At 27.1% G+C, this 24946-nt stretch carries 24 protein-coding genes, 4 tRNA genes and 1 pseudogene; 7 read left to right on the forward strand and 22 right to left on the reverse strand.

The window, feature by feature from the left end; translation table 4 throughout:
* Positions 1 to 498: 498 nt before the first annotated feature.
* From ACE38S_RS00500 to ACE38S_RS00510, 3 genes are all read right to left on the reverse strand, one after another.
* Positions 499 to 726, reverse strand: coding sequence for a hypothetical protein (locus tag ACE38S_RS00500; protein WP_374695886.1), 228 nt, complete (start codon positions 724 to 726; stop codon positions 499 to 501).
* Positions 696 to 902 (reverse strand): hypothetical protein, encoded by a 207-nt coding sequence (locus tag ACE38S_RS00505; RefSeq protein WP_374695887.1) that lies wholly within the window; start codon positions 900 to 902, stop codon positions 696 to 698. The genes ACE38S_RS00500 and ACE38S_RS00505 overlap by 31 nt, the downstream gene beginning before the upstream one ends.
* A 94-nt stretch (positions 903 to 996) precedes the next feature.
* Complete coding sequence (locus tag ACE38S_RS00510; protein ID WP_374695888.1) at positions 997 to 1152, reverse strand: hypothetical protein; 156 nt, start codon at positions 1150 to 1152, stop codon at positions 997 to 999.
* A gap of 158 nt (positions 1153 to 1310) precedes the next feature.
* Here ACE38S_RS00510 and ACE38S_RS00515 point away from each other — a divergent pair.
* A pseudogene (locus ACE38S_RS00515) lies at positions 1311 to 1995 on the forward strand (IS30 family transposase); the annotation flags it as partial.
* Between the two features lie 1388 nt (positions 1996 to 3383).
* Here ACE38S_RS00515 and ACE38S_RS00520 read toward each other — a convergent pair.
* The 17 genes from ACE38S_RS00520 to ACE38S_RS00600 all read right to left on the reverse strand — a co-directional run bounded on the left by ACE38S_RS00520 (position 3384) and on the right by ACE38S_RS00600 (position 21143).
* Positions 3384 to 5882, reverse strand: a complete 2499-nt coding sequence (locus ACE38S_RS00520) for an extracellular solute-binding protein (protein ID WP_374695889.1) — start codon at positions 5880 to 5882, stop codon at positions 3384 to 3386.
* 85 nt (positions 5883 to 5967) lie between these two features.
* On the reverse strand, positions 5968 to 6744 hold the full coding sequence (gene potB, locus ACE38S_RS00525) for a spermidine/putrescine ABC transporter permease (RefSeq protein ID WP_374695890.1): 777 nt from the start codon (positions 6742 to 6744) through the stop codon (positions 5968 to 5970).
* A gap of 205 nt (positions 6745 to 6949) precedes the next feature.
* On the reverse strand, positions 6950 to 8002 hold the full coding sequence (gene potA, locus ACE38S_RS00530; protein ID WP_374695891.1) for a spermidine/putrescine ABC transporter ATP-binding protein: 1053 nt from the start codon (positions 8000 to 8002) through the stop codon (positions 6950 to 6952).
* A 24-nt stretch (positions 8003 to 8026) separates the two neighbouring features.
* A complete protein-coding gene (locus ACE38S_RS00535) occupies positions 8027 to 8560 on the reverse strand; it encodes a helix-turn-helix domain-containing protein (protein ID WP_374695892.1) in 534 nt (177 codons plus the stop codon).
* Positions 8561 to 8669: 109 nt separating this feature from the next.
* Positions 8670 to 9491: an HAD family hydrolase gene (locus tag ACE38S_RS00540; protein WP_374695893.1), complete on the reverse strand. Its 822-nt coding sequence runs from the start codon at positions 9489 to 9491 to the stop codon at positions 8670 to 8672.
* Between the two features lie 44 nt (positions 9492 to 9535).
* A complete protein-coding gene (metK, locus tag ACE38S_RS00545; RefSeq protein ID WP_374695894.1) occupies positions 9536 to 10687 on the reverse strand; it encodes a methionine adenosyltransferase in 1152 nt (383 codons plus the stop codon).
* A gap of 268 nt (positions 10688 to 10955) precedes the next feature.
* Entirely contained in the window at positions 10956 to 11894 is a 939-nt protein-coding gene (locus tag ACE38S_RS00550; RefSeq protein ID WP_374695895.1) for a serine aminopeptidase domain-containing protein, read from the reverse strand.
* Positions 11895 to 11910: 16 nt separating this feature from the next.
* On the reverse strand, positions 11911 to 12711 hold the full coding sequence (locus ACE38S_RS00555; RefSeq protein ID WP_374695896.1) for a TIGR00282 family metallophosphoesterase: 801 nt from the start codon (positions 12709 to 12711) through the stop codon (positions 11911 to 11913).
* 341 nt (positions 12712 to 13052) lie between these two features.
* The gene (ftsY, locus tag ACE38S_RS00560; RefSeq protein ID WP_374695897.1) at positions 13053 to 14030 is read right to left on the reverse strand and encodes a signal recognition particle-docking protein FtsY; all 978 of its coding nucleotides are present in this window, start codon (positions 14028 to 14030) and stop codon (positions 13053 to 13055) included.
* A gap of 1184 nt (positions 14031 to 15214) precedes the next feature.
* Positions 15215 to 15367: a hypothetical protein gene (locus tag ACE38S_RS00565; protein WP_374695898.1), complete on the reverse strand. Its 153-nt coding sequence runs from the start codon at positions 15365 to 15367 to the stop codon at positions 15215 to 15217.
* Positions 15368 to 15575: 208 nt separating this feature from the next.
* Positions 15576 to 15728, reverse strand: coding sequence for a hypothetical protein (locus ACE38S_RS00570; RefSeq protein ID WP_374695899.1), 153 nt, complete (start codon positions 15726 to 15728; stop codon positions 15576 to 15578).
* Between the two features lie 83 nt (positions 15729 to 15811).
* Positions 15812 to 15979 (reverse strand): hypothetical protein, encoded by a 168-nt coding sequence (locus ACE38S_RS00575; RefSeq protein WP_374695900.1) that lies wholly within the window; start codon positions 15977 to 15979, stop codon positions 15812 to 15814.
* A gap of 384 nt (positions 15980 to 16363) precedes the next feature.
* A complete protein-coding gene (smpB, locus tag ACE38S_RS00580) occupies positions 16364 to 16795 on the reverse strand; it encodes an SsrA-binding protein SmpB (RefSeq protein ID WP_374695901.1) in 432 nt (143 codons plus the stop codon).
* 18 nt (positions 16796 to 16813) lie between these two features.
* Positions 16814 to 18931: a ribonuclease R gene (rnr, locus tag ACE38S_RS00585; protein WP_374695902.1), complete on the reverse strand. Its 2118-nt coding sequence runs from the start codon at positions 18929 to 18931 to the stop codon at positions 16814 to 16816.
* Between the two features lie 78 nt (positions 18932 to 19009).
* Entirely contained in the window at positions 19010 to 19306 is a 297-nt protein-coding gene (secG, locus tag ACE38S_RS00590) for a preprotein translocase subunit SecG (protein ID WP_374695903.1), read from the reverse strand.
* Between the two features lie 174 nt (positions 19307 to 19480).
* Positions 19481 to 19870, reverse strand: a complete 390-nt coding sequence (locus ACE38S_RS00595) for an HAD family hydrolase (RefSeq protein WP_374695904.1) — start codon at positions 19868 to 19870, stop codon at positions 19481 to 19483.
* Positions 19871 to 20852: 982 nt separating this feature from the next.
* The gene (locus ACE38S_RS00600) at positions 20853 to 21143 is read right to left on the reverse strand and encodes an HAD family hydrolase (RefSeq protein ID WP_374695905.1); all 291 of its coding nucleotides are present in this window, start codon (positions 21141 to 21143) and stop codon (positions 20853 to 20855) included.
* A 676-nt stretch (positions 21144 to 21819) separates the two neighbouring features.
* On the opposite strand from ACE38S_RS00600, the gene ACE38S_RS00605 reads away from it, so the two are divergent.
* From ACE38S_RS00605 to ACE38S_RS00630, 6 genes are all read left to right on the forward strand, one after another.
* Positions 21820 to 22044, forward strand: coding sequence for an acyl carrier protein (locus ACE38S_RS00605; RefSeq protein WP_374695906.1), 225 nt, complete (start codon positions 21820 to 21822; stop codon positions 22042 to 22044).
* 5 nt (positions 22045 to 22049) lie between these two features.
* The gene (locus tag ACE38S_RS00610; protein WP_374695907.1) at positions 22050 to 22544 is read left to right on the forward strand and encodes a Fur family transcriptional regulator; all 495 of its coding nucleotides are present in this window, start codon (positions 22050 to 22052) and stop codon (positions 22542 to 22544) included.
* 71 nt (positions 22545 to 22615) lie between these two features.
* Positions 22616 to 22691 (forward strand) — tRNA-Trp (locus tag ACE38S_RS00615).
* A gap of 96 nt (positions 22692 to 22787) precedes the next feature.
* A tRNA-Trp gene (locus ACE38S_RS00620) sits at positions 22788 to 22863 on the forward strand.
* Positions 22864 to 22960: 97 nt separating this feature from the next.
* A tRNA-Trp gene (locus tag ACE38S_RS00625) sits at positions 22961 to 23035 on the forward strand.
* 10 nt (positions 23036 to 23045) lie between these two features.
* Positions 23046 to 23138, forward strand: a tRNA-Ser gene (locus tag ACE38S_RS00630).
* 53 nt (positions 23139 to 23191) lie between these two features.
* On the opposite strand, the gene ACE38S_RS00635 is transcribed toward ACE38S_RS00630, so the two are convergent.
* Both ACE38S_RS00635 and ACE38S_RS00640 read right to left on the reverse strand, forming a co-directional pair.
* Positions 23192 to 24049 carry a DegV family protein gene (locus ACE38S_RS00635; RefSeq protein ID WP_374695908.1) on the reverse strand — a complete coding sequence of 286 codons (858 nt, stop codon included), beginning with the start codon at positions 24047 to 24049 and terminating at the stop codon, positions 23192 to 23194.
* A 15-nt stretch (positions 24050 to 24064) separates the two neighbouring features.
* Complete coding sequence (locus tag ACE38S_RS00640) at positions 24065 to 24907, reverse strand: DegV family protein (protein ID WP_374695909.1); 843 nt, start codon at positions 24905 to 24907, stop codon at positions 24065 to 24067.
* Positions 24908 to 24946: the final 39 nt, after the last annotated feature.

A 24946-nucleotide genomic window follows, 5' to 3' on the forward strand; every position in this document is an offset into this window, starting at 1 on the left:
TCATTAATTTTATAATCACTAAATAAAAATACCATATGATCAAAACACCACCATTAGCATAATCAACACAAATTGCATAACTATCAAATTGATAATGTTTTGTATTAGTATTATAAAAATATTGCAAGTTATATTCTTGGATATATTTACGATAATTTCGTAAAACATAAATACTTGGTCATTATCGTTATATTCAAAACCGTAATATTCAAGTTCAAATAAATCAGGTCGCTCTTCTTTATTTGCTAAAATAAGTTTTTGGAGAATATCAGGAATTTTATTTCAAACAAAACCCCATTGTTAAGTGTAAATTAAAGATTCCTAAACCATTAAATGCTTGGTTGTTTTCTGAATATACTTGGTTGTGTTCTTTTTAAAGCGTTTTTATTTGTTCATTTAACGGTAAATAGGGCGTGACAAATTTTTCATAAAAGACATGGTATTTATCAAAAGGATTAAAAGTAAATTGGTTAGCATATGTTTTATAAAAATATGTTGTTACGGTGCTATATTTTTTGTCATATTATCTCATTCTTGAAATGCTCAGGGTAACTCTTTTACTGCAATAGGATTATCTAAATTATATTGTTCGTTGCCATTTTCATCAGTATATTTTTCATAAGACACTTTTAAACTTTTACTCCGAAACATTGAAACTCTTAAATTATTATATCTTTTATCTAACTCTTTATCCGTTAAGATTTCTTTTTCTTCGGCGTGGATCATTTCATCAGTTCAAGCTGAGATAATACCACTGCCTTTACCAACTTTTCCATAATTTTATTGCCATTCGCATATCCCGCAAAAGTAATGCGAATACCACTAGGAAAAACAATTTTACACCACACAAAACCCTTCTTTAATAACGTTTTTCGGTCAAAAAAAACAATGCCCGTTTTCATTATCAGGTCCGATATCAACCCCACATATTTATCATATAGATAATTACAGACATTAATATGGTATCACCAAATGTCGTATCTTCGTGGTATTGGTTTATCTTCGTAAAATTATCAACGAAGCATCAGTAAAATTACAAGCAAAAAATAACTTTTCTGCTAAATGATTTCATGTTTTATTAGTACCACGCCCTGCTGAAGCAAATTTAAAAAAACAGGGTGAAGTAAAATATCGAGCATAATTATCTCCCACAAAATATTTAAATACTTCTCAATCAAAACCAAAATTATAGTCACTAAAATTGCAATTATATTTTTTATTTAAATGTTTATAACTATTAACTCGTTTTTTATTGTTAACTTTACTAAATTATTGCATATTTATTAACCTATCCAATTATTCATGATTAACCAACACAAATTATTCATCGATATTTTATAAAATTTTGTGTCAAATTTCTTGCTTTGTGTTAAAACATTATATAAATGAATCCGCTTAGGAAAATTATAATTAATAAAACAAAATTTGCCTCATCGTGGTAAAAAATATAAAACAAAACAAAAACCTGATAATAGTGGAAAATTAATTAATTTTAAATCAATTTGAGATATTGAAAATAAAGTTTCTTGTGTTAGTTGATTTCAAATGTATATAGCAATTGATAAAGATCATTGATATAGTTTGGGTGTTTAGTATTATTTGAACAGTCAAGTAATAATTACTTTGCAATGAAATTAAAAAATCATAGTGCTATCGAAATTATAACAAAATTTAAAGATATTGTTATAAATAATAATTTAGTAGGTAAAATGAAAGGAATTATTACAGATCAAGGCAAAGAATTTAGTAAATGAAGAGAAATGGAAATATTTACTGAAACACAAGTTTATTTTTGTGATCCTAGTAAATCACAAACAAAAACCATTAATTGGATATATGAACTATGAACTTATACATTGGTTTACCAAAGGAACAAATTTTAATAATGTTATGCAACAAGAAATAGATTGGGTAGTTAATATTATAAACGATAAACTTTGACCCTGTTTAAACTGATTAAGTTCAAAAGAAATATTTTGTAAAAATATTAAGTAAATTTTTATTAATTTTAAAATAGTTGCATTTATTTTTAATAATGTTGTTATCAATTTAACAAGAGATACAAATTTGGATCTTGTATCTACACAATGTCTTTTAATAAAAATGTATTTTTGTTATTGAAAAATTTAAAAAAACAAAAAAATATATTGACAATAAAATTGAAAGTAATACAATCTAATTAAGTAAGTGATATATTATTCCACAATTTATAAGGTATTAGTTTAAGACATCAAAATAATTTATACGACCACAACCATTAAGTGAACTGATGTTACAGTAATTTTGTCAGATCTAACACAAATTAACAATAAGAGATGTTGAAACGGTGTTAACCACAATAAAAAAATTATATTTGAACTGATTTAAAAAATACCACAAAATTTAAAACAATTACTATCGATGAGCTCAACATCCAATACTTAGAAAAACCGTCATCTAAAGAGGAAGTAACTTATAATAATAACAAATAATAACATTTTCAACCACAATAATGCAAAGAAACAATTTTAACGAAAAAACTAAATAATCAGATAATCAAAATAACTAGAAAAGAAGAACAAAGCAAAGGCCAAAAGCCAAATCATGGCTTTGATCAAGACAAAGATCATGGTAAAGATTATGAAGAAAAAATCCTAGTAAAGATAAAGACCTAAATAAAAGTCAAAATCCCAATGAATACAAAGATCAAAATAAAACTGATATATCACAAGAAACTATTAAGTGAGGTTGATTAAGTTTAAATTTAATTAATAAAAAATAATTAACTGATTATTATGTTTAATATACAATGAAAAAAGTAAATTAACGAATCTTATTCAATTTATTATAAAATAAAAAATTTAAAGAGCTTACGCCAAGTTAGTTGGATATTTAAGTTTTATAAACCATAATTGAAGAAGAAGTTGACATATTTTTTTAAAAAACAATCACCCTCACCATCACAATGTAAGGCAATAACTTCGCTGGAAAACTACTAGATAATCAAACAATTAAGTCAATAAGTGGGTGTCAAAATTATTGAGCAACAATTATATAAAGTAATTAAGACTACTTCGATAAATAAAATTAAGTATCGTTATTATGATGAAGCGCAAGCAATCGAAATTAAAAAGGGTTTGAAAAAACAAATCATAGTTTATACTATTCAAAAATTAATATTAAAAATATTAATAAAAATATATTATTAAAATTAGGACCAGCAACATAATTTTCAAATGATGAAAACATTTCTTCTTGAAAAGAAATAAAAATTAAATTTAGTTTTTACTATTTATTTGGATAAATCTAAAATTAGAAATTAATACTCTAACTATAATAAAAAAAAATCAACTCTCTTATGGTTGATTTTTTTTATTTTTAAACTATCCATATACATATTTTTATTAGTTTTTTCCAGCAATTAAAATATTATATTTATTTAACAGATAGGTATCTAAATCTATAATTGTAAATGGTCCATCTGTTATTTCTGGTTGGGTAATATACATATCATTATCACCAAGTTTTGCCACCGGCACATAGTCACTACTATAATTAACCATAGTTCTTGTCATTGGGCCATGTTCATTACTATAATAATTATAGTTATTTTCATAATCTATTACTTGTTTATAAGGAGAAGTATAATTTGCTTCTTCAGTTAAAGCGGTTTCGTTTTGAATAATAAAATTCATAAACTTATAAGCTAAATCAGGATGTTTCGCATTCTTTGCTAAAACCATATTATCACTTCAAATATTAGTTCCCTCAATTGTTGTTGGTGTTCATTCAATTGTTGCTCGTGGTCGGGTAATAATTAATTTGGTGGCACTAGCTTCTTTGCGACTGTTAGCAAATAATGTATCAGCATAAATTGCATCACCATTATACATAAAGGCAAAATCAAAGTTCCCATCCCCAACAGCGTTTATTAATTCATCATTCATTAAGGCAACATTATTATGTTTTAATAATGTTGATAATTCCTTATAACCATAATCAATTTCGCTTTTTGTTGTTGGCACTGGTTTAAAATATTTTTTTTCAGTAGTTAACATAAATAAATTTCGCGGAGCATTATTAATTAAAACACGTTTATTTGTCGCTGCTGCTCGTCATAAAATATCTCATGAAATTCCATTTGATTTAACACTATTATTATTATTTACCACATTAATAAGTTTAATTTGATCACGGCCAGAATCAGTATTTCACTTTGCTCGTTCATAACCAAATTGCCCTTTTACTGATAATGATAAAGTTTTATTTGCCTTTGCAAAAACATCTTTTAAGAATTCTAAATTACTTGCTGTTGGATTAACTACTAACGAAACTTCTCCTCAAAAATAAGGTAAACTATAATTTACAATTGTTTTTTCGCCATTTACTTTATTTTTATTTAAAACATTTAATAAATCATCTGCTAATGATGCTGCATAACTTTTATCAAAACACTTTGATGTTTTTTGGTCTAAATTAGATGGCACAATACAATTTTGGTAAAATTCTGGATTTATTTTTTTCACTGTTGTAATATCAACATTTAAATCATTAAAATATTCATTTCCAATTTTTCGTTCTGTCATCTGTTCACCATGATAATTTGAATTTGGTTTAATAATGTTAAATCTTTTATCAACTTCACTTAATTTTTGATAATCAATTTCTTCTAAACGATCTTCTTGTGCTAACTTATTAACCATATAATCACTTGGTACCATAATGTTATAATGTGTTGTATATAGTTTGTTGTATAATGTTTCATTGCTATCATAAACACTATACTTAACTTTCGCATTATATTTCTTTTCAAAATTACTAATTAAATCAGCAGTAATATAGCCCCCCCAGTTCGCTACGGCTAAATCATAAATATTATTAGTAATATAAACCCCTGTTAATAATGTTGTTGATCCAACAACAATAATTGTCAACGAAACTGGTTTTCAACTTTTTGCCAATCAACGTAATTTTTTCCTAGACATTTTATTCATATTTTCTTTTATTTCTTGTCGTTCAACAAAACTTTGTTTCTTATTTTCGATTCATAAAATACTTTTATCATATTTTTTTTCTAGTCTAATAATTTTTCAACGTAAACGTTCTTTTTGTTTTTCATTATCAAATTGCTTACTATTTAATTGATTATTTAATTGATGATAAAGAAAGGATAATTTCTTTTCATAATGCAAAACATCTTTGTCTTTATAAGTTCCTTTTAACATTTCCTGATAAAACTTATTATAATTAATTTTATAAATATTTCAACCATTTCAACCAATAATAACAATTCCAATAATTGCAATACAAATTGTTCCAAAAGCATTAATAAATGGTTTAATGCGTTTAACAGTATAAATGAATGTTGCAACGTTAACACCATCACCACCCGTAAAATAAGAAATGATGAAATCATCAAAACTCATCGCAAAGGCAATTGCCGCCGCGGCAATAATAGCTGGTTTTAAAATTGGTAAAATAATTTTTCGTAATGTTTGTGATGGCTTTGCCCCCAAGTCTAATGACGCTTCAATTAATTTTGGATCCACTTTTCGTAATCGTGGTAACACCGTTAAAATAACATACGGAACATCAAGTGAAACATGCGCTAAAACTAATGTTAACATTCCAAAATTTGATCCTAAGGCAATAAATAACATCATTAATGATACGGCTGTAATAATATCAGCATTAATTAATGGAATGTTTGTAATTGATAAGGTCATTTTTTGGGTAATTCGGCGTGCTCGACTTAAACCAATCGCCGCTAATGTCCCAATGATAACTGAAACAACAGTCGAAATTACCGCGGTAAAAATTGATACAATAATACTTTGCAAAAAAGGTTGTTCACTTGCAAGTTGTTTATATCAACGATCAGAAAAACCATTAAAAATGCTCATACTATCTCCGTTATTGAAGGAAAATAAAATTAAAATCATAATTGGAATATAAATGAATAGCATGATTAACGCCATATAAGATGACTTAAAAAACTTTCTCATTTCGACGTCCTTTTCTTGTTTCAAAATATTTCGATAATCAATTTGATAGCACAATAATTAAAAAGACAATAAGCGCTAAAACAACTGATATCGCTGCTCCAATTCCAAAATTACCCCCTTTAAAGAAATATGCTTCAATTACATCAACAATTAGATTAATGCGACCATTCCCCATAAATTTTACAATGATTAAAGATGTTGTGGCTTGAACTAATAGTAATGTTCCCCCCGCAATAATGCCTGGAATTGATTGACGAAAAATAACTTTTCAAAATGTTTTAAAACAATTTGCTCCCAAATCTTTTGAGGCTTCAATTAATGAATTATCAATTCTATCTAAACTATTATAAATTGGTAAAATGACAAATGGTAAAAAAGCATAAACCATCCCAATAACAACTGAAATTGGCGTTCCTAGTAACTCTGGAGCAATAATATTAAACAATGTTTGCAACCCAATAATTTTTAATAACATATTAATTCAAATTGGTAGTGTTACTAAAATTCAAATGTTTTTTGATAACAATTTTGATTTACAAAATGCCATTACATATGCAACTGGATAAGCAATCACAATCGTAATTATAGCCGCAATTAATGAATACTCCAATGCTAAAAACAAGGAAATAACAAAATTCCGTTCTGAAAAAAATTTTACAAAATTTTTAAAATTAATTTCAAATACCAAACTATTTCCTGTTGGTTGAATAAATGAATATAGTAAAATAATTAATAATGGTACAACAATTAATAAAATCACAATAATAATGTATGGTCATAAAATTGGATTTAAACCTCTTTTAAATCATTTACTTTGTTTTGTGTGATAAGAAATGTTTAAATATTTTGTGCGGCATCAAGCATAAAATTGCTGGCTATTTGATTTAATCCAACTACCGTGTTTTTTAAATAATTTTTTAACTTTTCCTGGTGGTTTTGCTTTTGGTTTCCATCATTCTTACTCCTTAATCATCAATTTCTTTTCACATCACATGAATATCTTCAACATTTCACGAGATATCAACTTGATCACCTTCTTCAACTTTATCTGTTGAATGAATTAAATATTTTCGTTCCTTACATTTAAAAATAATTTCTCAATGAACCCCTTTGAAGCTAACTCTTTTAACTGTTCCTGTAAAAAATCCTTTCCCCACTGGAACAATATCAATATCTTCGGGACGAATAATAATATCAATGTGATTTTCATTTTCTTTAAAACCACGGTCAGCACAAATAAATTTTTTCCCATCAATTTCAACTAAATTGTCTTTAATAAAAATTGCATTTGAAATAATATTTGAATCACCGATAAATTGGGCTGTTCATAAGTTTTCTGGCTCATTGTAAATTTCCGCTGGTGTTCCAACTTGTTGAATTGCCCCGTCATTCATTACAATAATACGATCGGACATTGTCAATGCCTCTTCTTGATCATGGGTTACTAAAATAAAAGTAATCCCAATTTCCCCCTGCAAAGTTTTTAATTCTGTTTGCATTTTTTTTCGTAATTTAATATCTAAGGCTGCCATTGGCTCGTCTAATAATAAAACCTTTGGTTTATTAATCAAAGCGCGGGCTAACGCAACCCGTTGGCGTTGTCCTCCCGACAACTGCTCAACTGATTTATCTTCAAAACCTTCTAATCCCACTAACTGTAGAAATTTTTTAACTTCAGTTTCAATAATGTTATATTTATTTCGTTTAATTTTTAAACCATAGGCAATATTGTTAAAAACAGTTAAATGAGGGAATAAGGCATAGTTTTGAAAAACAGTATTAACTTCGCGTTTATGAACCGGCGTTTTTAAATAATCTTTTCCTAAAAATAATAATTCACCACTATTTGGTTGTTCAAATCCAGCAACAATTCTTAATGTTGTTGTTTTACCACACCCTGATGGCCCCAGTAATGTGACAAATTCTCCCTCTTTAATGTTTAAGTTAATTCCTTTCAAAACAACCTTTCCTTCATATTGTTTTGAAATGTTCCGTAATTCTAAAATATTTGTTTCCAATGCCCCCACTCCTTTTCTAAATTTTTAAAATATTGGTGGGGTTGATATTCATAGTATTTCAACCATTTCATTTGTTTCATTTTTTAAATAATGTTGGTTATTACCATATAAATAAAAACTATCCCAGGTATGGGCTTCTTGTCCTTTTTGCCCGGAATAAACTACGATTGGTCCTTTTAAGACATAACCAAAAATCTGACCTTCAAAAGGCAATACCCGTTCCGATTCGCCGCGAGGATTAATTTGAATTAAAATTGGTTCTAGTTTATTTACTTGGGCATTAGGAATTAATCATTCAATCCTATAATTATCTTGTTTAACCTCATAGTGTTCTTCTTTGACATAAACAAATTTCTTATTTTTTTCTTGTTTAAAAAAATCTGCTAAGTTGGTGCCTAAAACTTCTAAAATACTTTCTAGCGTTTCAATACTTGGAGAAGAAATATCGCGTTCAAGCTGACTAATAAAACCTTTCGTTAATTCACAACGGTTTGCCAATTCTTCAATTGTTAAATTGTTTTTTTGACGTAATAATTTGATTTTTTCTCCCAGTAACATTGGCACCCCGTAATTTTGTTTAGTTATACTAAACTTTTTGTTTTTAATTTATGACCACATTAATTATAAAAAAAACAATAAAAAATATCAATAGTTTTGATGATATTTTTTATTTTTTAAAATATTTATTAATTATTTTTGCTACTCCCGAACGACGATAATATGTGTTTGTATCATCTGAAATGTTTTTAAGACGGTTTTTGACATTTCCCATTGCAATACCAACACCAGCTCATTTTAACATTTCATAATCATTTGAACCATCTCCCATTGCAATAACTTCTGATGGTTGAATATTATAAATTTTAGTCAGATACTCTAAAGCATCTTTTTTGTCACTTCCTTTTTGACTAATTTCTAAGTTTAAACTTTGATTTGGTAAGTACGACCAATTAAAAATATTAAATTCATATTTTACTAAAATTTTTGTTTTAAAGTTTAAAACATTTTCTTTTTTACCACTAACAACAAATTTATAAGCCCGGTCTTGCAAAGTAGATGGATTGTGAATTAATTTTATTTTTTGTTTTGTGTGAAAACTCATTCATTTAACCATTAAACTATGTTTTGTATTAACATAAGATAAATGTTCATTATCAACCGAATAAGCCCATAATTGTGCTTTATATTTATTAGCCATATTAAAAATATTAATTAATTCGGCATTTGAAAAAACAGTTTGTTTCAGAATTTTCTCTTTTGTAAAATCATAAATTAAGCCTCCATTGAAAGCAATTACAGGCATCTTTTTTTCAATAATACCTAATTTTTTGGCAACTTTGCGAACTGCACCAATGCTACGGCCAGTAGCAATAATTACTTTAATCCCTCTTGCCATTGCTCACTTAATTGCCGTTATATTTTGGTTTGAAATTCGATTTCTCCTTGCTGTTGTTCCATCTAAATCAAGAGCGATTAACTTATATTCCATCAGTTTTTCTCCTTTTTTTCTTGTAGATTAATTATATCTAAAAATTAAACAACTGGTAAATATTTTATTAAACTTTGAATTTTATCCAATTTCTCCCATGGTAACTCTGTATGATAACGTCCAAAATGACCATAAGTTGCTGTTTGTTGATAAATTGGCTTTTGTAATTCTAGTGTTTCAATCATTGCTTGTGGCCGAAAATCAAAATTTTCTTTGATTGCTTTTAAAATAACATCATTCGGAACAAAATTAGTACCAAATGTTTCAACAAAAATGGAAATTGGTTCCACAACGCCAATTGCATAAGATAATTGAATTTCACATCGTTCTGTTAAGCCAGCTGCGACAATATTTTTTGCAACATATCGCGCCATATAAGCTGCTGAGCGATCAACTTTTGTCCCATCTTTTCCTGAGAACGCTCCACCACCATGTCTAGCATAACCACCATAAGTATCAACAATAATTTTTCGTCCCGTTAATCCAGCATCACATTTTGGTCCGCCAACAACAAAACGACCAGTTGGATTAATTAAAACTTTAAAATCTAAATTTAATTTAAACTCATGGGCAACTGGTTTCATAATTTCGGTAATGACAAACTGTTTAAATTTTGTTTCATCAATATCTTCATCATGTTGAATTGACATTAAAATTGTATCAATATAAAGATGTTTCATATTGGTTAAATCTAATGTTACTTGTGATTTCATATCTGGTCGGGCCCCAATAAAGACTGCTTTTTTCCGCAACATCGTTGCGCGTTTTACTAAAGCATGGGCAATTGAAATTGCCAATGGCATATAATTATTTGATTCGTTTGTCGCATAACCAAACATAATTCCTTGGTCCCCTGCTCCTGCTTTATCAACTCCTATTGAAATATCGGGTGATTGTGTTTTAATTAAAACTTCAATTTCACAAGTTTCTCAATCAATGCCTCATTCGGCATTATTATATCCTATTTCTTTTAAAACTTTGCGAGCTACCGCGACATAATCAACCTTGGTTTTTGTGGTAATTTCACCACCAATAATAACACGGTTCGTTGTGATAAAGCACTCACAAGCAACACGAGCTAATGGGTCTTCCCTTAAACATGCGTCTAAAATAGCATCCGAAATTTGATCACAAACCTTATCCGAATGACCTTCCGATACTGACTCTGATGTAAATAAAATGCGATCTTTTTCCATTTTCTATTCTCCTTAATCATAAATAAAACCACATCAGAATAATGTGGCGTTAATAACGATATTGTTACATATAAATTAATAGTTAACTTCTTTTCAATAACTAATAAACATTATTGGTAGTATAAATCATTTTTCTCTGATAAAAGCACCTTATAGTTAAATATAGGGTTGCTGGTGGATCATCGTTTAGATTAACTAACCAACTTTCTTAATAAGTTTTATGTTGTTATTTCACAACATTTATATTTTAATTTAAAATTAATTAATTTTAAATTAAATTAATAATTTCTGTAAAAATTATTGCGTTAATATTTTCATCAGTAAATAAATAATGTTTGGCTGTTGAGATTTTTACTATTTTGCCTTTTTCTTCCTTAATTAAAGCCGCTGTTTTTGCGTTATAAAATTTATCCGCTTCTGCTTGCACAATTAAAATTTTCATTTTGACATTATTAATTTGTTTAACTATCTTTTTATTAAGATAGTTAAATTGTAACACTTGATTTAAAAAATAAGATTGTTTATCTTGCATCATCAAAGTACAATACTTTTTATTCTGGCTTAAAAATTGATAGTCAATTGAAATATTCATAATTTTATTTAAATTAAACAAAAAACCAAACACAATTACAATTTTGCTAATCATTGAAAAATGCATTCCCTTTTGATTAGTGATTGGATTAACAAAAAAAACTTGGTTAATTGTTGGTTTTTGCTTTAATATTAAATTAATTAAACACCCAGCAAAACCTTCTAACAATATAATAACTTTCTGTTGTTCATATTTATTTTTTAACGCGGCAATGACATCAATAATGTCATTAACTAACATTCCGACATTCTTAATATCCGTTGGTTCATTGTTCCCAACATTACGCTGATTAAAAGCAATTACCGAAACTTTATTTTTAACTAAAATCGCATTATTAATTAAACCCCGAAAGTTTTCTTTTTGCCCGTATAAATCATGAACTGCTAAAATAATATATTCCCCAGTTTTATCAATTGTTCCTAATGTTGTTAATTGATATTGATCAGCAGTAATAAAATATTTATTTTCAATATACTCTGGTAATTGAATTTCTCTATGTTTTGTTTTTGTTTTTAACAAACGGTAAAAACGATAAAAAAGATAACAACACAAAAAAATACCTATGGTAATACAAACACCAATAATAATTACATTCGTTTTAATTAAAATAGCCATTTAATAGTCTCCTTTATTATGCAAAAAAATTAGTTTCATTTTCCGGACGAATTAAAATCCGATCAATTTTAATTGCTTTATTTGTTTTATCATCAACTTGTAATAATGCTGCTGAAAAAATCAATCGATCATTTTCAGTTGCTGGTTCAAACCGCGCTGGTAATCCCGTCTTTTCTTTAATAATAATTTCATCTGGTTTAGACCCAATAATTGAATCATAACTACCACACATCCCAACATCGGTAATATATCCGGTTCCTTTTGGTAAGATTCGATTATCAGCAGTTTGAACATGGGTATGGGTTCCAAAAAAACCAGTAATAATACCATCGTAGTTTCAAGCAAAAGCTAATTTTTCAGCACTAGCTTCGGCATGAAAATCAACAAAATGATAATCACTATCATCATTTGCAATAATTTTTTCAAAAATGGTATAAGGATTGTCAACAGGATCCATAAAACTGCGGCCCATTAAATTAGTAATGCGAACTTTTTTATTATTAACATTAATAACAACGGTACCTTGCCCAGGGGTAAACGAATTCATATTGGCTGGTTTTAATAAATCACTTACTTCCTCAATATATTTTAAAACTTCGGGATTCCGAAAAATATGATTACCCGAGGTAATAATATTAATCCCCGCTTCTTTTAACTCATTATAATGATGCTTTGCTATTGACTTACCGTGTGTTGTATTTTCACCATTGGCAATAATTAAATTAATATTATATTTTTTTATTATTTTTGGTAAGTATTTTTTGACAGCTGTACGACCAGCTTGCGCATAAATATCACCAATTATTAAAATATTCATGTTAGTTTCCCCTTAATCACCATCAATTTTTTTTAATTTTTTGATTAATCCAACACATTCTTTAATGTTTTCAAATTATTGATAAATAATATCCCCGCTGATGCTGTTTAAATCCTAATTGTAAGTTATTTTAAAATTTTTGAAAAGCACTTGTAATTTTTACCAATGAATTATATACGGCGTTTCGAGAAAGAATTTTTAAACCGTAATTTAACTTAACGAGTAATCATCAAAAAAATATAATTCAAAATATTATTTTTGCTTTGTTGTTAATAATTTACTATACAACTCATATAAAATAATTAACTCATTTGATTTTTCTAAATCTTTCATTATTCTGTTTATGTTTCATTCTGATTAAATAAATTCTTTGTTAAATTATAAATATATTGTTCAATATCAAATTCTTGTAAATCAGTTGGTTGTTCACCTAAACAAATTAATTTAACCGGAATATTTAGTTGTTCTTTAATAGCCAATACAACACCACCTTTGGCTGTTCCATCCATTTTTGTTAAAACAATTCCGCTGACATCTGTTACTTCAGAAAAATTCTTTGCCTGGGAAATCCCATTTTGACCAGTAACCCCGTCAATTACCAATAATGTTTCATGCGGAGCATCCGTAATTTCTCGTTTAATAATACGATTAATTTTATTTAATTCGTTCATTAAATTAACTTTATTTTGCAAACGCCCAGCGGTGTCAATAATAATAACATCAACACGGTGTTGTTTTCCTTTAATTAGGCCATCATAAATAACGCTAGCAGGATCCTGACCCTCTTTTAATGGTTTAACAATGGCAACTTGTAAGCGTTCTGCTCATTGGTTTAATTGTTCAACAGCCCCTGCCCGGAAAGTATCACCAGCAACCAATAAAACCTTTTGTTTTTGGTCAATAAATTGTTTTGTTAATTTAGCAATTGTTGTTGTTTTTCCAGATCCATTAACACCAACCATTAAGATAACATTAACACGATTATTCTTAATATTTAACTCATTTTGTTTACTTTTTGGGTCATTATATAAATCCATTATTACTTTTACTAAATAATCATTAGTGTCTTCAATACTTCACCCTTTTTGAACTTTCTTGCGAATTTTGTTTGTAATTCGCAAGACCATATTCATTCCCATATCACTAGCAATTAAAATTTCTTCTAATTCTGCTAAGTAATGATTATCATATTCTTTATACTTATGTGATAATTTTTTAATATTATGAGAAAAAACTAAGCGTGTTTTTTGTAACGTATTTTCTAATTTAATTTGTTTTTTCTCTTCACACTTTGCTTTTAATTTTTGAAAAAAACCCATTTCTTTTCTTCACCCATTTCTTTTGCTGATTATAATTTAACAACAACCTTTAAACTATATTTATCCATAAAAGTTTTATATGCTTTTAATATTTCATTTTTATTAAAAATATTTGATACTAACTGTCGCTGAACAATTTCTTTATTTTAAATTTTTGCTACTAATTATTTTAAAATATAGGCATTTAAAATCCCCATATTAACAGTAATATTTTGACTTCATAATTGTTGCAAATTAAATACGACTGGTTTTTAAAAAACACCAATTATAATAATTGTAACATTAAATTTAATCATTTGTTGTTCTTGTTCAAAAGTACCATGGTCATTGCCAACATATTCAATAACTAAATCATATTTAATATCTAATGTAATTAAGGTACTATCATAAATTTTATGTGTCTTTATTTTTTTAAAATAATTTAATTTTTGACTATGACTACCATAAATATCAATTTTTTATTATATTTTTAATAATAACAAGAGCCTCCCAACTCAATTAGCCCATCATCAACAATAGCAATATTAATAGCAATATTTATTAATTTGTTTTAAATTAATTTTTTTAATAATTTGTCCTGTAAGATAAACAGACAAAAAAATTATTGTGAGATTATTTTTTTATTTTTATATTAAAAAACATAAATTTATTTGCATTATTCATTGGATAGTATCTTTAAATTTATAACTTTTATCATAAAAACAGATTTTTTACTGTTTTACCTATACAAAATAAACGATATTTTCATAAATCCTTTTAATAAAAGTATTATCTGGCGAATAATTCAACAAGATATAAATTTGCCGTTTGTATTTATACATTACCTAATATTTTCATATCCCATTGATAAAACATCACCTATTTTTAATGCATCATTTAAATTAATTGTTTTGGGAATTTTAACAATGCTATTCTCACCACAAGTAACATAGACATATTATGGGATATATATATATGCATGAGTTCGTTGATTTTAGTCCCCACCAGGCAGGGTAAATCAACTTTTAATACAAATTACAAAGGCTTTTTGTTAACATCATTCACAAATATTACAATGGATAGATAACACAACCAATAGCAGCAACCCGATCATCAATTTTAAGTTTTTTGATAACATCCTCACCAATTGCGGTAATAATACCACAACTCTTTCATGCCTCATCATAATTGTGTTAAGATCGACATTAGTTAGCATCTTTCCTTAAATAAGAACGATAATCAGCATGTGAAAAAGTAAATCATTCAATTTTAACAATAATATCGATTGATAATACCGGTTGTATCTTTAATCATTGGCTCGTTATTTTCAGTTCATTTAATTTTATTTTTTCTTTCAAAAATTAATGCTTGTATTTTCTTCCATTTCACTTTCTACCTATTATTATACCGAAATAATAATGATATTAAAGAAAAAAGAACAAGACAAAATAACCCTTAAAACGCTTATTTTTATTTTATTATTCAATTTGTAACGTTCCCTTGTTTAATTTCTAAATCCACATTAGGGGTCAACTAAATCCTTAAATAATCGCTGATGGGTAATTCTTAAATTAAAATATTGTCAATATTTTTTCGAATTAATTCTTGATTCCCGTTAGTTAAATTAATAAAAATCCATGCATCAGTACAAACCGTCAAATTATTAAATATAATAACTTTGGCCGCATATGTCTCAGTTAACTTAACACTATCTTTCACTTTTTTATCAAAAGGAACAATGAAACTATCATCTGAATCATTATTTTTATCATCTGACGGATCATTGGCAATCCCAATTCCAATTATAACTTTCGAATTGTTTGATATTTTTCATATAACATATAATTAATAATTTTAATAGTGGTATTAATATAATTTGTAATTTCAATTAAATAATTTAAATTACCATCATCTTCATATAAAAATAAATAAATATCTTCATGACGATGAATACCAACAATACCTTCCACTATTTGTAATGAACTTAAAATGGTTTCTTCTAAACTATTAACAATTCATTCATAAGTTTTTTTATCATATGTTTTTTAAATTTCTTTCTCATTAATAAAATGAACAACAATCGATGAAACTGATTTATTTTTATCCTCTTTTTAATAAAAATATGGTAATTGTAAATTTGATAACGCCACATGATTGTGATATTAATCAAGTCGATTTTTACTATAAACATATTATTTTAAAATTTTAATCGTTTGTTGTGGACCCCATTTCATATTTACTTACCCCTTATTAAAATTTACTATATTAGTTAATAATAACATAAAAACCCTTAAAATAAAAGTGATAAAGACATTCAATAGCAAATAAACAAAATTTATAATGCAACTTAGTTATTAATATTTTTTGCGTAATCGTTCATTGTCGCGTTGTTTAATTGCTTCGCGTTTATCATAATTATTTTTACCGCGGCCTAAGGTAATTTCTAATTTGGCATAGTTATTTTTAAGGTACAATTTTAAAGGAATTAATGTTAAACGTTCTAATTTAATTCGTTGAAGAATTTTCTTAATTTGTTTATTATGTAAAAGCAATTTTCGAGTCCGATCAGCGAGAGAGACATAGGCCGTAGAAAATTTATATTGAGCAATTACCATATTAATAATAAACGCTTCATTATTACGGATAATAATAAACGCTTTATTAATTGAGACATCTTTATTACGAACTGATTTAATCTCACTGCCCGTTAAAACAATTCCGGCTTCATATTTTTCAATAATTTCATAATTGTACCGTGCTTTTTTATTAACTGTAATTGTCAACATTAATATTAACCCCTTCCCTTACTCAACTAATTCAAAATCAATTTGGCGTAATTTTTTGCTTGCTTTCTTAACTCTAATTCGAACTTTTTTCCCCAAGAAAAATTCTTTTCGTTTTCGTTCTCCAATTAATTTTAAATTTTTTTCATCAAAAACATAATAGTCATTTTTTAAATCAGTAATATGGATTAATCCTTCAATGGTATTTGGTAATTCAACAAAGATACCAAACGAAGTAACCCCCGCAATAATTCCACCATATTCACAACCGACTTTATCCTCCATATATTCGGCTTCTTTCATTTTATCAACTTCGCGTTCACATTCCATTGCTCGTAATTCTGCTAACGATGACTTATGACTAGCATAACTAACAAAAAAACGAGTTTGTTCTAAATCAGAAACTTGAACTTTGCCTTGAAATAAATACGCTTTTAATAACCGGTGTACAACTAAATCTGTATACCGACGAATTGGCGAAGTAAAATGTGTATAACACCATGATGCCAATCCAAAATGGCCATCATTAATTGCACTATATTTAGCCTTTTCCACACTTCGTAAAACAAGCGCAGAAATAACTTTAAAATTTTCCTTATCTTTTAATTTATTTAAAATTTGTTGTAAGTCTTTTGAATGAATATTTTCTAATTTACCTTTAATATTTAATCCTAAATAAGATAATTGAGTATACAAATCAAATAATTTATTTGGTTTTGGTTTATTATGTATCCGATAAATAAATGGTAAATCCATTCAATAAATTGTCTTAGCGACTGTTTCATTAGCTTGAATCATAAAACTCTCAATTAATTTTTCAGCGTCTGCCCGTTCACACGTAACAATATCTTTAATTTTCCCATTTTTATCAACAATAAACTTTGGTTCATCTAAATCAAAATCAACAACACCATCTTGATTTTTTTTTCGAGCTAGAACTTGATATAATTGTTGCGCTAGGAAAAGCATTGGGGTAATTGTTGATGAAATTTGATTATTTTCTCGACGAAATAATTTGTTAACTTCATAATAAGTTAAACGAGCTTTAGAAATAACAGCTGATTCATAAATGCTGGCATTAACAACATGCCCTTGGTTATTAATTTCCATTTCACAAGTTAATGTTAATCGTGGTTCATTTGGATTTAAGGAACAAATCCCATTGCTTAATTTTTCTGGTAACATTGGCACAACTCTGTCAATTAAATAAACAGAGCATCCTCGTTCAATCGCTTCTTTATCAAGATAACTATTAGCTGGAACATAATGCGATACATCCGCGATGGAAACCATTAAGATATAATTACCATTTTTATTTTTTTTAACTAAAATAGCATCATCAAAATCTTTTGAATCATTACTATCAATTGTAACAAATATTTCTGTTTGTAAATCACGGCGTGATTGATTGGCTAATATCATTGGAATATCAATATTTTGTTTAATTTGATTCGCTTCATCCAATGTTTTTTCATCAAATTTAGTAGGCAAATTAAACTCATACAAAATTGCTAAAACATCAACACCAACTTGATTAATATCACCAATAATATCGATAATTTTAACTTGCATTAAATTGGTTTTACTATTAATACTGCTAATAATCCCTTTAACAATGGTATTTTCAATTGCATCGGGTGAATTAATAATTTCAGCTCGATATTGGGTTAATTTATTATTTAAGATTTCTAAATATTTTTGCTGATAACGATTTTTTTTAATAACCCCCACTACATACTCATTATTTCGTTTTAAAACTTTAATTACTTGAGCCTCTGTTTTTTTAAGACCAGTTAGTTGCTTCTGCTTCTTTAAAATAAATAAAACTTGGTCTTTATCTAAAGCATTATTTAAATCTTTTTGTTTAACATAATATTCCTCTTGACCCTCACTAATTTTAATAAAACCAAAACCTTTTTTATTAACACTAATAATGCCCCGTAAATAAATTTTTGGATCAAAATAATAAAAACAATGTTGTTGCGTTACAACAATAATATTATCATTCTCTAATTCAATCAAAACTTTTAACATCATCTTATTGTCATCAATTTTATTAATTGCTAATAATTGTGCTAATTGAGTTGTGTTAATTGGTTTTGCTTGTTTTTTTAAAATAGCTACAATCCGATCGTGCATATACTTTTTCCCCCTAAATGAAAAAAGAGACATTTTTAAATATCTTTTAAATTAATGATATTTTTAAAAACTTAATTATTACAATAAAATTTTCGTTAATAAACTTATTAATAATGTAACAATTAATAATGTTGAACCAAATCCTAACATAAAAATTGATAATGTTCAATCTAAACCACGTTCTTTATTATTAGCAAATAGCTCATCATTACCACCATTTAAAGCACTTAATCCTGTCTGTGCTTTTTTGTTTTGTAATAAACCAATAATAATCATAATAATTGAAACAACTAAGACGATCATTTCAAAAACGTAAATAATTGTATTAACTATTTTTGGTTCAACTGTTAAAAACATTATACTTAATAGGTTCATTAAAACATTCCTCTCTAAAATAATTTATGTTCCTAATAATAATACTATAAAAATCATAAAAATTAGTGAATTTTTAAATGAATTTTAATTATTTTTGTGGGAAAACATCTTAATTTTAATAAGTTCTGACCCCCATAATCTAAATATCTTTTTTATTGTTTTTTTCAAGTTTATTTAAATAATGATAAATTCCCCTGCATTATTACTGCCAGCAAAATCATAATCTAATTTTAAAATAGCGGGCGGGCTATGTTCCATGGCGATTGCATAAGACAAAATTTCAAAGGCTGAATAATCATTATAATTATCACCAAAATATAAAACATTATCTAGGATAATTTCGCTTTTTGTTGTTTTATTTAAAATAGCAATTAAATGTAAAATTGCCTGGCCTTTACTAGAATTAACATTAACAATATCACACCCACAATTCGATAATTGTTCAACATTAATAGTGGGAATTTGTTTTAATTTTGCATACATTTCTTGAAAAATAAGTTTTAATGAATGCTTTGCCACAATTTTATTTGCCGGTATAATTTCATCCTCTTGAAATTCTTTCACTTGTTTAATTCCATCTAAAAATGCCCCTGGGGCTGATTTAATTTTTAATAATTATTCCCCATGCAATATAATGTATCTTCATTTTCATATGAAATTGTAAAATCACACTAATATTTTCGTAAAATTGCAATTACCTCAACAAGATCAACAATCGGCATTAAATTAGAATAAACTGTTTGATTATTCTTAACATCATACAATAACTAACCGTTAGCTCCAATCACATATTGTAAATAATCTTTAATTTTTAATGCTATGGTATAATTATTAAAACCAAGGGCATTCGCCCGAAGCAATTGAAAGATAAATCCCATTTTTTTGCAATGCAGTTAACTTATTCTGGACAATTGTTGGTAACTCTTGATGATATCTGTAACCAAGGTACCATCCACATCAGTAATAATTAATTTAATTTGATTCCCATTAATTTTCAACACTGCAGTTTCCTTTCTTATTTTATAATTGTTTTATAAAGATAATCGGCAATTCCAGCTCGATTATTATCTTTCGCTGTAACCGCGAAAGCAACTTCTTTTAATTGCGTAGTTGAATTAACCAAAGCAATAATCCCCCTTATATTGGGCATTCTTAATCATTTCATAATCATTCATTTGATCACCAAAACACATTATTCGTCAGCATCAAGATGAATATTTTCCTTATGTTTCAATACTTCAATTAATTTTAAAATCCCCTGTCATTTATTAACATTTTTCGGAATAATTTCAATAAAGTTATAACCGTCACTTCTGTTATTAATGTTTTACTAACTGCAATTTGTTGTCGTAATCAATTTTTTTATTTTCATCATAACAAGAAATAACAACCTTGCGCATTTTGGGAATCTTATTTCAGTCCAAAACCTTTGGTTTAATGCCGGTATTACGAAATAAAAAAAGATCATTATCAACAACACTTAACTGTGAAATATAAGCTTCTTGTTAATTTAAAGGTGCTAAACAAAAATCATGTCCAAATGCTTTTACAATTTTCATTGCTCATAATGTATCAGGATAAGAAACAATTTCATTATAGACATATTTTTTGTTTTTAAATTTAAAATAGTCCCTCCATTAGTCCCAATCACATATTGGCAATTATCAAGCATCCCCAAGATCTTCACATAATCATATAAACTACTAGGAACTCGCCCAGAAGAAATAGTAACCAAAGCACCATTATCTTGGTCTTTTTTTAAAACTTCAATATTAGTTGATGGAATCATTTTTTCTTTATCAGTTACTAAAGTTCCATCAACATCACAAACAATCATCTTTACTATCGTTGAAATTCCTACTTTCTTTTAATAACACTTATTTTATAATTAGAATCTAATGTGATTATTTTATCATGTTTTTATCCTATATATATTATGATAAACAAATTTTAATTAATCTTATTTATATAATTTTTAAGATTCCTATATATTATAAATATAAATTGCAGTAAATTAATTAATTAAATAATAATATAAATTAAAAAATAAGTTCTTTATTTTTTTATACGGTGTCCTAAAAAGGATTGCCAATCCAAGTATTTTAATTAAAACTAATAAACCTAATCATAATTTATAATTGTTTAACAAAGACAATGAAAAATTGGCCACAACTAGAGCAAAAAATGTTAGATGTTAGAGTCCCTGTGCTCAAAAATTAATTATGTTTATAATCAATATTATTTTGATAATATTCGTTTTAATTTTTTTTAAAATGATGAATTCCACAAATGATTTTTTTTTGATAATCCAACAAGTTATATTAGTTTTTATTACAGTAATGAGCATATTGATTATTAAAAAGTAATTATCATTCATCATTATAACCATCAACAATTATATTGGGCATGAAAAATTACTTTATAAAGGTTGGAAACCTTTTGGTGATACTATTTTGTCCTTAAACTTGTTATAATTATATTAATTTATAATAAGAGAAGACGGGGGATTTTTAATGAATGTGTTAGGTGAAATTAAAAAAGTTTTAAAAGAACAGGGAATTTCAAAACCAATTGAATTAAATACTGAGTTTAAATCATTAGGATTAGATTCATTAGACTTAATGGATTTAGTAATTGAAGCGGAGAAAAAATGTGGTATTCAAATTCCTGATGATAAATTAATGGATATTAAAACATTAGCAGATTTAGTTGATATTATTAATGAAATTAAAAAATAAAGGAGATGTCACCAATGACATTATCACATGACGGTATTGTACAGTTATTAAAAAGTAAAAATTATCGAATCACTGAAATTAGGTTAGCAATTATTAAAATTCTAACAGAAAAACAACATTTGACTTTAACCGAAATTGTTGAATTATTAGATAAAGGATTTAAAAATGTTAATTTAATGTCAGTTTATAATACAATTGATTTATTAATTAATGAGCATATTGTTTTTACTAATTCTTTTGATGGCAAGCAAATTTGATATGATTTAGCAGATAACCCATCCTTTCATATGGTTTGTGATATTTGTAAAAATGTTGTCCATATTAAAGATAACAATATTTTACAAGAAATTAAATTATCTAATTTAAAAGAGGTAATGACAAATATTAATTGAGAGCCGGTTCATTTTAAAATTGAAGTACATGGGATTTGTGAACAATGCCATAGTAAAAAGCATGATCCACTTCATTTTGAAGATAATTTTAATGATGAAAATAAATAAAATTATTTGTTATTTTTAATTATTTTTTTTAAAATGATTAAATATCAATTTAGTTGCTTAATTTACTTTGTCGGGGTATAGTTCAAGTGGTAGAACATCGGACTTCAAATCCGAGTGTTGTGGGTTCAAGTCCTGCTACCCCTGCCATAACATCATAAAAAGATGAAAGTATGAAAATACTTTTTTATTTTTCCATATTTATATTATTATGTTATGTATTATGTTATGATTAAAAAAGGATTTAGGGGTATAGTTCAAGTGGTAGAACATCGGACTTCAAATCCGAGTGTTGTGGGTTCAAGTCCTGCTACCCCTGCCATAACATCATAAAAAGATGAAAGTATGAAAATACTTTTTTATTTTTCCATATTTCTATTATTATGTTATGTATTATGTTATGATTAAAAAAAGGATTTAGGGGTGTAGTTTAATGGTAGAACAGCGGTCTCCAACACCGTACGTTGTGGGTTCAAGTCCTATCACCCCTGCCAGTAAAAAAGTGGAAGTATACCCAAGTCTGGTTGAAGGGGGCGGTTTCGAAAACCGTTATATGGAGTTATCCATGCAAGAGTTCGAATCTCTTTACTTCCGCCATTCAAATTAAATAAAAATAAAAACCATTTCTAAAATAGAAATGGTTTTTATTTTTATTTAATTTGAGGAATTGCTACAAAAGCAATTGTATTTAATCCTGCATGGGCAACAAAAATATTAGCTAAATTTTCGGTTTGATATGTAACTTTTAATTCATCTAATTTTTGGGTAACATTGTCCCAAACTTTATTATTACATGCACTTGTTTTTAAAATAAATAATTGAAAGTTTAATTTCGCTGTTTTCTTAAATTTTTCTCAAGTTTCAACTAATGTTTCAATTAAATTATTTAAAGTTCGTGATGAGGTAATTTTTTTTGGATGTTCACCCCATTGAATTAAAATTTTGATTTTGAATATATTAATTAATGATAATAAAACTTTTCCAACACGACCACCCTTTGATAAACGATCTAGACTGCCAGGAATCATTGCCATGTATGTTTTTTTTTCAAGAGCGCTTGTTTTAGCAATGATTCCTTTTACGCTAAGATTTTGTTTTGTTAATTCATTAGCATAAATTACTAATGCTTTTAAAGCAAAAGCTGCTGTATGATTACAAACAACATGAACTCTACAAAGATATGCTTCATTTTGACTTAAAGTATAAGCTGTTGCATATTGACTTGAAAGTTTTTCATCGATTGGATAATGAATAATTTTATCATATTTTTTTAATATTTCATCATATTTTTCCATCAATTCACCAGTTGAAGCTTGGCTTGTTTTTGTTGTTCCAGTTTTAACAATTTCATAAAAATTATATTTTGTTGTTTCTTTTTCAGTATCTAAAATATCAGTTTCATTATTTAAAATAATGTGTAAGGGAATGACATGAATACCGAATTGTTTAATTTCTGCTGTTGTAAAACCTGCGGATGAATCAGTTAAGATTGCAATTTTTTTACTCATTAGTTGTACCTCCTTTTATTGATCTCAACATACTAGCACGATCGTATTTACTCCTGTATGAGCTGCGATAACATTTGGCAAAATGTATGTCGAATTAATTTTAGCACCCATATCGTCAATAATATTATAAACTTCTTGCAAAGTTTCATCGTCAGTTTTTGAATGTAATAAAATAATATTTTTTCAATTTTGCCGTTCTTTTTTAATTTGTTGGAAAGCTGTTTCGACAGCTTTTTTAAATGTTCTAGTTTTATCAAATTTATTAATGCGACCATCATATTTCAAAACAGGTGTTATTTTTAAAAGCGACGCTAAGGCTGCGGCGGTTGCTGTAATTCGTCCTCCACGTTTTAAAGTTTCCAAACTTTTTGGGATAATGAATGCGCTAACCTTTTTTTTAATTAAATCAAGTTTTGGTTGAATTTCTGTTAATTTAACTCCTTCACCAATTCATTGATAAACTAGATCAATCATATATACTAATAATTGACTTACACCATCAGTATTAATAACAAAAACCTTGTCTTTATATTCATCACCTTGTGCTAACGTTGAGATATTTTCATGTTGGCCAGATAATCCTTTTGATAATCCCATAAAAACAATGCCATCATATTTTTTTAACAATTCGTTTCAAGTACTTAACATTTTTCCCATTGGAATCTGACTAGTTTTAATTACTTGATGTTCTAAGATATCATAAAATTCATTAAAAGAAATGACATCTTCATCATCTTCAACTTCACTACCATCTGAGAAATTTAGTAATAATGGTAACAAATAGGTATCTTTGTGTTTTTTTAGTTCGCCTTTTTTAATTCCTGACGATGAGTCGATTATTAATGCAACTTTGCGCATACTTTTCCTCCATATATTTTCTATAATTTTAAGTATAAT

The organism is Spiroplasma endosymbiont of Polydrusus formosus (assembly GCF_964263245.1).
Lineage (GTDB): Bacteria > Bacillota_I > Bacilli_A > Mycoplasmatales > Mycoplasmataceae > Spiroplasma.